Source organism: Enterobacter sp. Acro-832, assembly GCF_011752745.1.
In the GTDB taxonomy this organism is placed as follows: Bacteria; Pseudomonadota; Gammaproteobacteria; order Enterobacterales; family Enterobacteriaceae; genus Enterobacter; species Enterobacter quasiroggenkampii.
The window spans coordinates 474,529-488,104 of record NZ_VWWX01000003.1; the positions used below are offsets into that span (position 1 = coordinate 474,529).

8 protein-coding genes are annotated in these 13,576 nt (G+C 58.0%); all 8 read left to right on the forward strand.

Translation table 11 applies throughout. The annotated features are described in order from the left end of the window. Positions 1–68 precede the first annotated feature (68 nt). The 8 genes from F3J31_RS13730 (at position 69) to recD (ending at position 13,555) form a co-directional block, all read left to right on the forward strand. A complete protein-coding gene (locus tag F3J31_RS13730) occupies positions 69–530 on the forward strand; it encodes a prepilin peptidase-dependent protein (RefSeq protein WP_167213896.1) in 462 nt (153 codons plus the stop codon). Then, on the forward strand, positions 524–1,084 hold the full coding sequence (locus F3J31_RS13735; protein ID WP_167213632.1) for a prepilin peptidase-dependent protein: 561 nt from the start codon (positions 524–526) through the stop codon (positions 1,082–1,084). The genes F3J31_RS13730 and F3J31_RS13735 overlap by 7 nt, the downstream gene beginning before the upstream one ends. Then, a complete protein-coding gene (locus F3J31_RS13740; RefSeq protein ID WP_167213634.1) occupies positions 1,081–1,482 on the forward strand; it encodes a DUF2509 family protein in 402 nt (133 codons plus the stop codon). Before F3J31_RS13735 ends, F3J31_RS13740 begins: the two co-directional genes overlap by 4 nt. Next, the gene (locus tag F3J31_RS13745) at positions 1,467–1,790 is read left to right on the forward strand and encodes a prepilin-type N-terminal cleavage/methylation domain-containing protein (RefSeq protein WP_048029169.1); all 324 of its coding nucleotides are present in this window, start codon (positions 1,467–1,469) and stop codon (positions 1,788–1,790) included. The genes F3J31_RS13740 and F3J31_RS13745 overlap by 16 nt, the downstream gene beginning before the upstream one ends. Positions 1,791–1,802: 12 nt before the next feature. Then, the gene (gene recC, locus F3J31_RS13750) at positions 1,803–5,177 is read left to right on the forward strand and encodes an exodeoxyribonuclease V subunit gamma (RefSeq protein ID WP_167213637.1); all 3,375 of its coding nucleotides are present in this window, start codon (positions 1,803–1,805) and stop codon (positions 5,175–5,177) included. 139 nt (positions 5,178–5,316) lie between these two features. Then, on the forward strand, positions 5,317–8,199 hold the full coding sequence (gene ptrA, locus F3J31_RS13755) for a pitrilysin (RefSeq protein ID WP_167213640.1): 2,883 nt from the start codon (positions 5,317–5,319) through the stop codon (positions 8,197–8,199). Next, positions 8,196–11,738: an exodeoxyribonuclease V subunit beta gene (recB, locus tag F3J31_RS13760; RefSeq protein WP_167213643.1), complete on the forward strand. Its 3,543-nt coding sequence runs from the start codon at positions 8,196–8,198 to the stop codon at positions 11,736–11,738. Before ptrA ends, recB begins: the two co-directional genes overlap by 4 nt. Further along, complete coding sequence (gene recD, locus F3J31_RS13765) at positions 11,735–13,555, forward strand: exodeoxyribonuclease V subunit alpha (protein ID WP_167213645.1); 1,821 nt, start codon at positions 11,735–11,737, stop codon at positions 13,553–13,555. Before recB ends, recD begins: the two co-directional genes overlap by 4 nt. The last annotated feature ends 21 nt before the right edge of the window (positions 13,556–13,576 follow it).

A 13,576-nucleotide genomic window follows, 5' to 3' on the forward strand; every position in this document is an offset into this window, starting at 1 on the left:
CGGATGACGTCTCGTAAAACGAGGATCCGATGCTCGTCATGTCCACGGCGCTTCGCCACACTCCCGGTATGAAAAAAGAGAACGGTTTTACGCTTATCGAAACGCTGGTCGCCGTTTCGCTTGTCGTCATCCTTAGCGCCTCGGGCCTGTACGGCTGGGACAGCTGGCAACGGCAGCAGCGGTTGTGGCAAACCGCCAGCCAGGTGCGAGATTACCTGCTGTTTCTGCGCAACCATGCCAACCGCCACAACCGCGACCATCAAATTACCCGTCAGCGGACGGGGGACCGGGACTGTCTGGCGAGCTCTGCCGTGCAAGGCTGTGAGAAGGACAGTCCCTTTGTGCTGATACCCCTCTGGCCTGAGGTCACGATCGGCGAGGTCACGCCGTCCCTCGGGTTCTATGGATTACGGGATACGGCATGGGCGGGGCGGATACGCGTTCAAAGCCGTGCTGGAGAATGGCTGATTATGGTCTCAAATGGAGGACGCATCAGGATGTGTCAGGTCTCTGAGGGAGGTGCATGTTGATGAGGCAGCGCGGTTTCTCACTAACAGAAGTGCTGATTGCCACGGCGATGAGCAGCCTTTTGCTGATAAGCGCATCGCGTTTTTTACCCGGGCTACAGCGGGCCGTATTACTGCAATCCGGCCAGCGAGAGCTGGAAGAAGAGGTTTGGCAACACCTGTTCGCCCTCGGCAAACAGCTTCAGCGTGCGGGGTACTGCGCGGGAAATTGCCAGGGACAGGCGCTGGCGATCGGCAGGCAGGGGAGCTGCATCATTGTGCGGTGGGATGCCAACAGTAACGGTCGCTGGGATAGCAGCGCATCAGAAAATGACAGCACCGGTTTTCGTCTGGAATCGGGGGCGCTGGAAACCCTGCGTGGCGCGACGTCGTGTGAAGGAAAAGGGTGGGAAAAGCTCACGGACCCGGACAGGCTTGCGATCGCGCATTTTGTCGTGAGGAAAGTGGAACATGCCGGTTTTGCGCCAGAGGTAATTATCGAACTGGCCGCGAGGCGTAAAGGCGATAAAGGGAAACCCTGGCAGGCGTTGTATTCGGTCACGGGGTATAACCTGTGAGCCGTCAACGCGGGATGTCTTCGCTGGCGCTGGTTCTGCTTTTACTGGTGCTCGGTACCCTGATCCTGACGGGGCTCAATCAGCAGGTCACAACGTTCAGTGCGCTCGTTGGCGGTGAGAGCCGCTCGCTTCAGCAGCAGGCGACGGCGCAGTCCGCGCTTGAGTGGGGACGTGTTCAGCTCTGGGCGCCAGAGCTACAAATCCAGTGCAAAACGACATCGACATGGCGAGTGTGTTTGCGTCAACTGAGTGAGGCGCGTGTACTACTGATAGCCAGCGGCAACGACCTGCTGCTCTGGCGTGCAGGAGAGATCGTCGACGGGAACGTGCGCTTTTCGCCTCACGGCTGGAGCGATTTTTGTCCCCTTAAGGAGAGCGCGTTATGTCAGCTGCCGTAAGCAGAGAAAAAGGGTTTAGCATGGTTGAGGTCCTGCTGGCGATGATGCTGCTGCTGGTGGTCGTGACCGCACTGTCGGGGTATCACCGGGCACTGGCGGCGCGGTTCACCGCATTTAATCAGTATCGCCAGCTCTGGCACCATGCCTGGAACCAGTCTCAGCTCTCAACAAATGTTCTTCCTGCAGGCTGGCAGGCCCGTCGGGGGCAGACAACGCTCGCAGGATGTGTCAGCATCACGGTTACACTTATTTCTCCTCTGGGGCGGCGCGGTGAGTTAACGCGTCTGCATTGCCCGGTTAGCCAGTAGTCGGGAGCGTCTATGTTAAGGGTCTACCACTCAAATCGTCTGGATGTGCTGGAAGCACTGATGGAGTTTATCGTTGAGCGCGAGCGGCTTGACGATCCTTTTGAGCCTGAAATGGTGCTGGTGCAGAGCACCGGTATGGCACAGTGGCTGCAAATGTCGCTTTCCCGCAAGTTTGGTATTGCCGCGAATATTGATTTTCCGCTGCCGGCGAGCTTCATCTGGGAGATGTTTGTCCGCGTGTTGCCGGATATCCCGGAGCAGAGCGCGTTCAACAAGCAGGCCATGAGCTGGAAGCTGATGGCGCTGCTGCCGGAAATGCTGCAGCACGATGAATTTGCCATGCTGCGTCACTACCTCAATGACGATACCGACAAGCGTAAGCTGTTCCAGCTGGCGTCGCGCACCGCCGATCTCTACGACCAATACCTTGTTTATCGCTCTGACTGGTTAATTCGTTGGGAAGCGGGCGAGTTGGTTGAAGGCCTGCCGGAGGCGCAAATATGGCAGGCCCCGCTGTGGAAAGCGCTGGTAGAGCATACGGAGAAACTGGGCCAGCCTAAGTGGCACCGTGCCAATCTCTACGATCGGTTTATCTCGATACTTGAAAATGCGTCGGAGCGCCCGGCCCGACTGCCGTCACGCGTATTTATCTGCGGAATATCCGCATTACCCCCTGTCTATCTGAAAGCGTTGAATGCGCTGGGTAAACATATTGATATCCATATTTTGTTTACCAACCCTTGCCGACAGTACTGGGGGGATATCCTCGACGAACGCTGGCTTGCGCGGCTGGTGACCCGCCAACGAAAACGCCTTTTTGAAGAACGATCCATCCCGCTGTTTAAAGACGGCTCGACGGCCGGGCAGCTTTTCGATGAAGAGGGTATTCAGAACCTGCCCAATCCGCTGCTTGCCTCATGGGGGAAGCTGGGACGTGACTACATTCACATGCTTTCAGACATCACTTCCTCAGGGGAAGGTGACGTGGATGCCTTTGTTGAGATCGCCCCGGACAGCCTGCTGCATAATATCCAGTTAGATATTCTGGATCTGGAAAACCGTGCCGTCATGGGCGTGACGGCGAACGAGTTCGAACGCAGCGACAATAAGCGAAAACTCGATCCTGACGATCGCAGTATCACGCTCCACGTTTGCCATAGCCCGCAGCGTGAGGTCGAAGTGCTTCACGACCAGCTGCTGGCGATGCTGCAGGAAGATCCTGACCTGACGCCACGCGATATCGTGGTGATGGTGGCGGATATCGATAGCTACAGTCCCTTTATTCAGGCCGTTTTTGGCAGCGCAACGGGCGAGCGATACCTGCCTTACGCGATATCTGACCGTCGTGCCCGTCAGTCGCATCCGGTATTGCAGGCGTTTATCACTCTCCTGTCACTGCCGGATAGCCGGTTTATCTCCGAAGACGTCCTGGCGTTGCTGGATGTTCCCGTGCTGGCCGCACGCTTCAACATCAATGAAGAGGGCCTGCGCTACCTTCGTCAGTGGGTTAACGAGTCTGGCGTACGCTGGGGGATCGATGACGATAACGTTCAGGAATTCGAGCTTCCCCCTACCGGGCAGCACACCTGGCGATTTGGCCTGACGCGTATGCTGTTGGGCTATGCCATGGAAAGCAGCCAGGGCGAGTGGAATGAGGTGCTGCCTTACGATGAGTCCAGCGGGTTAATTGCTGAACTGGTGGGGCATTTAGCATCGCTATTAATGCAGCTTAACCGCTGGCGATATGCGCTGTTGCAGCCGCGTCCACTTGAAGAATGGCTCCCGGTCTGCAGGGCGTTACTCAATGATTTCTTCCTGCCGGACAATGACACCGAAGCGGCGATGGCGCTCATTGAAACCCAGTGGCAGGCTATCATCGACGAAGGCGTGAATTCTCACTACCACGAGGCCATCCCGCTGTCGCTATTGCGGGATGAGCTGACGCAGCGGCTTGACCAGGAGCGAATCAGCCAGCGTTTCCTGGCGGGTCCTGTCAATATCTGCACCCTGATGCCCATGCGTTCTATCCCGTTCAGGGTAGTCTGCCTGCTTGGCATGAACGACGGTGTGTATCCGCGCGCGCTGCCGCCGCTGGGGTTCGATTTGATGAGCGCAAACCCAAAACGGGGCGATCGTAGCCGCCGTGATGATGACCGCTATCTCTTCCTGGAAGCGCTCATTTCCGCGCAGAGTAAGCTCTATATCAGCTATATCGGTCGTTCCATTCAGGACAACAGCGAGCGTTTCCCCTCCGTGCTGGTGCAGGAGCTGGTGGACTATATCGGCCAGAGCCACTACCTGCCGGGAGATGAGGAGCGCAACTGTGATGAGAGCGAGCAGAGGGTGAAAGCCCATATCACCTGTTTCCACAGCCGCATGCCGTTTGACCCGGTGAACTATATTGCCAGCGAGCGCCAGAGCTACGCCCTTGAGTGGTTGCCGGCGGCGAAAAAGGAGGGGAATGCGCATACCGATTTCATTCAGGAACTTGACCCGCGCCCTATCGACACTCTGACCTTCGAGCAGCTTCAGCGGTTTTGGGCGCATCCGGTGCGCGCCTTTTTCCAGCAACGACTGCAGGTCAACTTCCGCTCTGAAGAGAGCGAAATTCCTGAGGCAGAGCCGTTTACGCTGGAAGGTCTGGAACGCTATCAGTTAAATCTGCAGCTGCTGAACGCGCTGGTTGAAGAGGAAGATGCCGACAAACTTTACCGCCGCTACCGTGCTGCAGGTCAGCTGCCCTACGGAGCGTTTGGGGAGATCGTCTGGGAGGCGCAGTGTCAGGAGATGACCGCCCTGGCAGAGCGCGTACGAGCGTGCCGACAGCCAGGGAAAAGTATTGAAATCGATCTCAACTGCAACGGGGTACAGCTCACGGGCTGGTTAACCCAGGTTCAGCCGGATGGGCTGCTGCGCTGGCGGCCCTCTATGCTCAGCGTTTCCCAGGGTTTGCAACTCTGGCTCGAACATCTTGTCTACAGTGCGGGTGGGCATAAAGGCGAAAGCCGGATTTTCGTGCGCAAAGAGGGCGAGTGGCGCTTCCCGCCGATGGAAGCCGAGCAGGCGTTAGGGTATCTCTCTTTGTACATTGAGGGCTACCGCCAGGGAATGAACAAACCGCTCCTGTTACTGCCGGAAAGTGGCGGCGCCTGGATAAAAGCCTGTTATGACGCGCAGAATGATGCGATGTTAACGGATGAGGCTTCGCTGCAGAAAGCACGCAGCAAATTTATGCAGGCCTACGAAGGAAACATGATGGTGCGGGGCGAAGGGGATGATGTCTGGTATCAGCGTTTGTGGCGAACGCTCGAACCAGAATACCTGGAGGCTATCACGGAAGAGGCGCAGCGCTACCTGCTGCCGTTGTTTAAATTTAATCAGTCCTGAGTGCTGTATAAAAATTGCGCAGATAAGGGTGTTCATTTATGATGCATTTCTTATCACGGACTGATGTACCCAAAGAAAGAGATGTTGGCGTGTCCAGCACGCAGTTTGTTAATGATGTAGCCGTGATAAAGAGGTCGTAATGCCAGGCAGCACCTTGTTTAAAGCGTTTGTTTTGTTTATTGCCCTTTGGGCGCCCGTCACTCACGCAGACTCCGGTTGGCAACCCGTTCAGGAAACTATCCGTAAGAGCGAAAAGGATACCCGTCAATATCAGGCTATTCGCCTTGATAACGGGATGACCGTACTGCTGGTTTCCGACCCGCAGGCGGTGAAATCCCTGTCGGCATTAGTGGTGCCGGTTGGGTCGCTGGAAGATCCTGACGCTCATCCTGGGCTTGCACACTATCTGGAACATATGACGCTGATGGGGTCAAAAAAATACCCGCAGCCAGATAGCCTGTCCGAATTTCTGAAGATGCATGGCGGCAGCCACAATGCCAGTACGGCGCCGTACCGCACCGCCTTTTATCTCGAAGTCGAAAATGATGCGCTGGAAGGGGCGGTCGATCGCCTCGCTGATTCCATCGCCGCGCCGTTGCTGGATAAAAAATACGCCGAGCGTGAACGCAATGCGGTGAATGCCGAGCTGACCATGGCCCGCACCCGAGACGGTATGCGCATGGCGCAGGTCAGCGCCGAAACCATCAACCCTGCGCACCCGGGCTCGCGCTTCTCCGGGGGTAACCTGGAAACCTTGAGCGACAAACCGAACAGCCCGGTGCTGGATGCCCTGCACGCGTTTCGCGATAAATACTACTCCGCCAACCTGATGAAGGCGGTCATCTACAGCAATAAACCGTTGCCAGAGCTGGCAGCCATGGCGGCCAAAACCTTTGGCCGGGTGCCGAATAAAAATATCGACCTGCCGCAAATCACCGTTCCGGTGGTCACGGATGCGCAAAAAGGCATCGTGATCCACTACGTTCCTGCTATGCCGCGCAAAGTGCTGCGCGTGGAATTCCGCATTGATAACAACACGGCACAGTTTCGCAGTAAAACCGATGAGCTGGTCACCTACCTGATTGGTAACCGTAGCCCGGGTACGCTGTCTGACTGGCTGCAAAAGCAGGGGCTGGCGGAAGGCATTCGCGCCGACTCCGATCCGGTTGTGAACGGCAATAGCGGCGTGCTGGCGATCTCCGCGACGCTGACCGACAAAGGACAGGCCAACCGCGATGAAGTCGTGGCGGCTATCTTTAGCTACCTCGCTTTGCTGCGCGAGAAAGGCGTCGATAAGCGCTATTTTGATGAACTCGCGCACGTGCTGGATCTCGATTTCCGCTACCCGTCCATCACCCGCGACATGGATTATGTGGAGTGGCTGGCGGATACCATGATCCGCGTGCCGGTGGAACATACTCTCGACGCGGTGAATATTGCCGACCGGTACGATGCCGGGGCGGTAAAAGCTCGCCTGGCGATGATGACGCCGGAGAATGCCCGCATCTGGTACATCAGCCCGAACGAACCGCATAACAAGACGGCGTATTTTGTCGATGCCCCTTATCAGGTGGATAAAATCAGCGCTCAGACCTTCGCCGACTGGCAGAAAAAGGCCGGGGAGATTGCGTTGAAGCTGCCGGAGCTGAACCCCTATATACCGGATGACTTCTCGCTGATCAAAACGACGAAAGATTACCCGCACCCGGAACTCATCATTGATGAGCCAACGCTGCGCGTCGTGTATACCCCAAGCCGCTATTTCGCCAGTGAGCCTAAAGCCGATGTCAGCGTGGTGCTGCGTAACCCGAAAGCCATGAACACCGCCAAAAATCAGGTGATGTTCGCGCTCAATGACTATCTCGCCGGTATCGCGCTCGATCAGCTCAGCAACCAGGCCGCCGTGGGCGGGATCAGCTTCTCCACCAACGCCAATAACGGTTTGATGCTTAATGCAAACGGCTATACCCAGCGCTTGCCTCAGCTGTTCCAGGCTCTGCTGGAGGGCTACTTCAGCTACACGCCGACGGAGGAGCAGCTTGAGCAGGCTAAATCCTGGTATGCCCAGATGATGGATTCTGCCGAGAAGGGCAAGGCTTACGATCTGGCGCTTATGCCGGCGCAAATGCTGTCGCAGGTTCCTTATTTCCAGCGTGAGGATCGCCGCACGCTGCTGCCTTCCATCTCCTTAAAAGACGTGCTCGCGTACCGCGATGCGCTGAAAAGCAACACGCGTCCGGAGTTCCTGATCGTCGGCAACATGAGTGAGGAGCAGGCCAAAACCCTGGCGGAGAATGTTCGCACTCAGCTCGGCTCTAAAGGCGACGAGTGGTGCCGCAACCAGGACGTGCTGGTTGAGAAAAAACAGAATGTGATTTTTGAAAAGGCGGGTAACAGCACGGATTCCGCGCTGGCCGCGGTCTTTGTGCCAACGGGCTATGATGAATTCGCCAGTTCAGCGCAGAGCGCCGTGCTGGGACAGATTATTCAGCCTTGGTTCTATAACCAGTTACGCACAGAGGAGCAGCTTGGCTACGCGGTGTTTGCCTTCTCCATGAACGTCGGTCGTCAGTGGGGGCTGGGTTTCCTGCTGCAAAGCAGCGATAAACAACCGGCGTATCTCTGGCAGCGTTACCAGGCTTTCTTCCCGCAGGTAGAAGCAAAACTGCGCGCCATGAAGCCGGAAGAGTTTGCCCAGATCCAGCAGGCCGTCATCGCGCAGGTGATGCAGCCGCCGCAGACGCTGGGTGAAGAAGCCTCGCAGCTGAGCAAAGATTTCGATCGCGGTAATCTGAAATTTGATTCGCGTGATAAAGTAGTGGCCGAGATAAAACAGCTGACGCCGCAGAAGGTTGCCGACTTCTTCCATCAGGCGATCATTAAGCCGCAGGGTATTACCATACTGTCTCAGGTTTCCGGTAGCCAGAACGGGAAAACGGAGTACGTAAACCCGAAAGGCTGGAAAGTCTGGAAGAGTGTCAGCGCGCTGCAGCAATCTATGCCCTGGAGTAAGAAAGAATGACCGATACCGCTGAGTCCCTTGATCCCTTACGTTTACCTCTGCAGGGTGAACGATTGATTGAAGCCTCAGCGGGAACGGGAAAAACCTTCACCATTGCCGCCCTCTATCTGCGCCTGCTGTTAGGGCTTGGCGGCAACGCTGCTTTTCCACGTCCTTTGAGCGTGGAAGAGCTGCTGGTGGTCACCTTCACCGAGGCCGCTACCGCGGAGCTGCGGGGCCGTATTCGTACCAATATCCACGAGCTGCGCATTGCCTGTCTGCGTCAGAGCACGGATAACCCCCTCTACGCCAGCCTTCTGGAAGAGATTGCCGATAAGCAGCAGGCCGCCCAGTGGCTGCTGCTCGCTGAACGGCAGATGGATGAAGCGTCCGTCTTTACCATTCACGGTTTTTGCCAGCGCATGCTGAGCCTGAACGCGTTCGAGTCCGGTATGCTGTTCGAACAGCAGCTCATTGAAGATGAATCCGTGCTTCGCTATCAGGCCTGCGCGGATTTCTGGCGTCGCCACTGCTACCCCTTACAGCGTGATATCGCCGAAGCGGTACATGCGCTCTGGAAAGGCCCGGAAGCGCTGCTGCGCGCGATCGATCGTTATCTGCAGGGGGAAGCGCCGGTCATTAAATCCCCGCCGCCGGCAGATGAAACTCTGGCCTCACGGCATGAAAAAATCATCGCGAAAATTGCGGACATCAAGCAAAAATGGATGGAGTCAGTCGGCGAGATTGACGCCATTATCGAAAATTCCGGGATTGACCGTCGTAAGTTCAACCGTGGCAATCAGGCAAAATGGATCGACAAGGTCAGCGCCTGGGCGCAGGAAGAGACGCGGGGCTATCAGCTCCCGGATGCGCTGGAGAAATTCTCCCAACGTTTCCTGGCTGAGCGGACCAAAGCCGACGGCATTGTGCCTGAGCATCCCCTGTTTGTGGCGATTGAAACCCTGCTGGCGGAGCCCCTCACGCTCAACGATCTGATGATCACCCGTGCCATGACCGAAATTCGTGAAGCCGTGGCGCGCGAGAAACGCCGCCGGGGTGAACTGGGTTTCGACGATATGCTGAGCCGCCTGGATGCGGCGCTGTGCAGTGAGAATGGCGAAGCGCTTGCCGCCGCGATTCGCACCCGCTTCCCGGTGGCGATGATAGACGAATTTCAGGACACCGACCCTCAGCAGTACCGCATTTTCCGCCGTATCTGGCGCCAGCAGCCCGACACCGCGCTGCTGTTAATCGGCGATCCGAAACAGGCCATCTACGCCTTCCGCGGCGCGGATATTTTCACCTATATGAAAGCCCGCAGCGAAGTTGACGCGCACTACACGCTCGATACTAACTGGCGCTCCTCTCCCGGCATGGTGGAAAGCGTCAACGCGCTGTTTAGCCGTATGGATACGGCGTTTATGTTCCGGGAGATCCCGTTTCAGCCGGTAAAATTTGCCCCGAAAAATGCCTCGTTGCGCTTCGAGTTTAACGGCGTGACGCAGCCTGCCATGAACTTCTGGCTGCTGGATGGGGAAGGCTGTGGCGTTGCCGACTATCAAAATGCCATGGCCCAGCACTGTGCCGCGCAAATCCGTGACTGGCTCAGTGCCGGGGCGCGGGGTGAGGCGCTGCTGTGGAAGGGAGATAACCCCACCCCGGTAAAGGCATCGGATATTACGGTGCTGGTCCGCAGCCGTCAGGAGGCCGCATTCATCCGCGACGCCCTGACGTTACTGAATATCCCCTCCGTCTACCTCTCGAACCGTGACAGCGTCTTTGAAACGCTGGAGGCGCAGGAGATGTTATGGCTGCTGCAGGCCGTGCTGGCCCCGGAGCGGGAAAGCACGCTGCGTAGCGCATTAGCCAGCGCGATGCTCGGACTAAACGCGCGCGATATTGATACCCTCAACAATGACGAAGCCGCGTGGGATGCCGTGGTGGAGGAATTTGTCCACTACCGGGAAAGATGGCAGAAGCGCGGCGTGATGGCGATGGTGCGCGAGCTCATGGCTCAGCGCCACATTGCGGAGAATATGCTGGCTACCGCAGGCGGCGAGCGGCGTTTGACCGATATTTTACACATCAGCGAACTCTTGCAGGAAGCGGGTACGCAGCTGGAGAGCGAGCACGCCCTGGTGCGCTGGCTGGCGCAGCAGATTGCCGATCCGAACAGCAATTCCTCCAGCCAGCAGATGCGCCTCGAGAGTGATAAACATCTGGTGCAGATCGTCACCATTCACAAGTCGAAAGGTCTGGAATATCCGCTGGTCTGGCTGCCGTTTATCGCCAATTACCGCGTGCAGGATCAGGCTTTTTACCACGATCGCGAGTCTTTTGAGGCGGTGCTCGATCTCAGCAACGCGGAGTCCAGCGTTGAGCTGGCAGAGGCCGAACGTCTGGCGGAAGATTTACGCCTGCTCTACGTGGCGCTGACCCGCTCGGTCTGGCACTGCAGCCTGGGCGTTGCGCCGCTGTTCCGACGTCGGGGCGAAAAGAGCGGGGAGAGCGATTTTCATCTGAGCGCGCTGGGGCGGCTTATTCAGCAGGGTGAACCCAAAGACGCGGCGGGCCTGCGCCAGTGCATCGAATCCCTTTGCTCTGAGCATGTTGCCCTGCATATTCCTTCGCTGCCCGACAACAGCCGCTGGCACATGCCGGAGCCGCACGAGTCAGATCTCCATGCCCGTCGGGTGGTACGCACGATTGCCGACGACTGGCGCGTGACCAGCTACTCCGGCTTACAACAGCACGGGCAGAGTATTGCGCAGGATCTGATGCCAAAACTGGACGTGGATGCCGCAGGCGCCGGTAGCGTACCCGTTGAGCCGGTGCTGACGCCGCACCAGTTCCCGCGCGGCGCCTCGCCGGGCACGTTTTTGCACAGCCTGTTTGAAGAACTGGATTTTACCCAGCCGGTTTCCGAAGAGTGGGTGCTAAAGATGTTACAGAGCGGTGGTTACGGCGCGCAATGGCAGCCGGTTCTCACCGACTGGATCCGCGCGGTTCTGCATGCTCCGCTCACCGCACAGGGGATCTCGCTTAGCCAGTTGACCGCCAAAGATAAGCAGGTGGAGATGGAGTTTTACCTCCCCATCGCCAGCCCGCTCAGGGCCGAGGCGCTTGATGCGTTGATCCGCGAGTACGATCCGTTATCCGCCGGATGCCCGCCGCTGAACTTCCGCCAGGTGCAGGGGATGCTAAAAGGCTTTATCGACCTCGTTTTCCGCCACGACGGGCGCTACTACCTGCTGGATTACAAATCGAACTGGCTGGGCGAAGACAGCACAGCCTATACCCAACAGGCGATGGCGTCGGCTATGCAAATGCATCGCTACGATCTGCAGTACCAGCTTTATACCCTGGCGCTGCACCGTTACCTGCGCCATCGTATTGCCGATTACCGTTACGACGCGCATTTTGGCGGCGTGATTTACCTGTTCCTGCGCGGCGTGGATGCCAACGACCCGCGTTCCGGCGTCTTTAGCACGCGTCCGGCTGTGGAACTGATTGAAAAAATGGATAACCTGTTTGCTGCAGGCACGGAGGAGGTGGCATGACGATGCAGGCGCTACTGCTGGACGCGGTTGAACAACGATTACTGCGCCACCTGGATGTGCAGTTTGCCATGATGGTGGCAGGCGAGGAGCCTGCCGTCATGCTTGCCGCCGCCATTCTGAGCAAAGACGCGGGGGAGGGGCACGTATGTCTGCCGCTGTCGCGTCTGGCGGTGGATGAGAAAATGCCTCCGGCTTTACAGTCGTGTTTCGCGCTGCTGGGTGATGCCGTGGACTGGCAGGCGATACTACGCCGTTCGCCTGCCGTGAGCGGAGCCGATACCGGGACGCCAATGATTCTGGTCGGCGAGCGTTTGTATCTTAACCGGCTGTGGCGTAACGAACTGACGGTGGCGCGCTTCTTCAGCGAGACCAACGCCCCGCTTCCCTGCGATGAAACGCAGCTCCGGCAAACGCTGGATGCGCTGTTTACCTCTGACGACGCGACAGACTGGCAAAAAGTGGCGGCTGCCGTGGCCTTAACGCGACGGATCTCGGTGATTTCTGGCGGTCCGGGCACCGGGAAAACGACCACCGTGGCAAAACTGCTTGCCGCGCTGATTCAGCTCTCGGGTGAGCAAAAGTGCCGTATTCGCCTGGCGGCCCCCACCGGTAAAGCGGCGGCGCGTCTGACGGAGTCGTTAGGCGGCGCGCTGCAAAAGCTGCCGCTAACCGGGGAGCAGCTTGCGCTTTTCCCCAACGAAGCTAGCACGCTGCACCGTTTGCTTGGCGCTCAGCCGGGTAGCCAGCGTTTGCGCTACCATGCCGGTAATCCGCTGCACCTTGACGTGCTGGTGGTGGATGAGGCGTCGATGATTGACCTGACGATGATGTCGCGTTTGATCGATGCGCTACCGCCGCACGCGCGCGTCATTTTTCTCGGCGATCGTGACCAGCTTGCCTCCGTGGAGGCGGGGGCCGTACTGGGCGATATCTGCACCTATGCCAGCCTGGGGTATACTGCTGAACGCGCCCAGGAGCTCGCCCGTCTCACCGGATGTACGCTCACCTCTGAAAGCCACTCGCTTGCGGGCGCGCTGCGCGACAGCCTGTGTCTGCTGCAGAAAAGCTACCGTTTTGGCAGCGATTCCGGTATCGGCCAACTTGCGGCGGCCGTGAACCGGGGCGACCGGCGCACAACCACTGCGGTGTTTGACGGCACCTTTACGGATATTGAGAAAAAATCGCTACAGACCGGGGAAGAGTATCAGGCGATGCTGGATGATGCCCTGCAGGGGTATCAGCACTTTCTGACGGGCGTACAACAGCAGCGTTCGCCGGAGCAGGTCATTGCCGCGTTTGGTGAATATCAGCTGCTCTGTGCGCTGAGGGAAGGTCCCTTTGGTGTCCGGGGTCTTAACGACAGGCTGGAACAGCTGCTAGCGCAAAAGCGTAAAATTAACCGTACCCCGCACTCGCGCTGGTATGAAGGGCGGCCGGTGATGATTTCCCGTAACGACAGCGCGCTGGGGCTCTTTAACGGGGACATCGGGATTGCGCTCGACTGCGGACAGGGCCTGCGCGTCTGGTTCCAGATGCCGGACGGGAGCGTGAAGTCTTTCCAGCCCAGCCGCTTGCCCGAGCATGAAACCGCCTGGGCGATGACGGTGCATAAATCCCAGGGCTCCGAGTTTAACCACGCGGCGCTGGTCCTGCCCACGCAGCTTTCCCCCGTCATCACCCGCGAGCTGATCTATACCGCCATTACGCGCGCGCGTCAGCGCCTGTCGCTGTATACCGATGAACGCGTGCTGGTGCAGGCGATTGCCACCCGCACGGAACGCCGAAGCGGGCTGGGCGCGATATTTGAATCCCTCTGAACGAACGCCCTCGCCGGACGG

Bases quoted from the DNA above. Each gene is read 5' to 3' on its own strand.
- recD (WP_167213645.1), top strand. From the start codon at position 11,735: ATGACGATGCAGGCGCTACTGCTGGACGCGGTTGAACAACGATTACTG.
- F3J31_RS13745 (WP_048029169.1), top strand. From the start codon at position 1,467: ATGTCAGCTGCCGTAAGCAGAGAAAAAGGGTTTAGCATGGTTGAGGTC.
- recC (WP_167213637.1), top strand. From the start codon at position 1,803: ATGTTAAGGGTCTACCACTCAAATCGTCTGGATGTGCTGGAAGCACTG.
- recB (WP_167213643.1), top strand. From the start codon at position 8,196: ATGACCGATACCGCTGAGTCCCTTGATCCCTTACGTTTACCTCTGCAG.
- F3J31_RS13730 (WP_167213896.1), top strand. From the start codon at position 69: ATGAAAAAAGAGAACGGTTTTACGCTTATCGAAACGCTGGTCGCCGTT.
- ptrA (WP_167213640.1), top strand. From the start codon at position 5,317: ATGCCAGGCAGCACCTTGTTTAAAGCGTTTGTTTTGTTTATTGCCCTT.
- F3J31_RS13735 (WP_167213632.1), top strand. From the start codon at position 524: ATGTTGATGAGGCAGCGCGGTTTCTCACTAACAGAAGTGCTGATTGCC.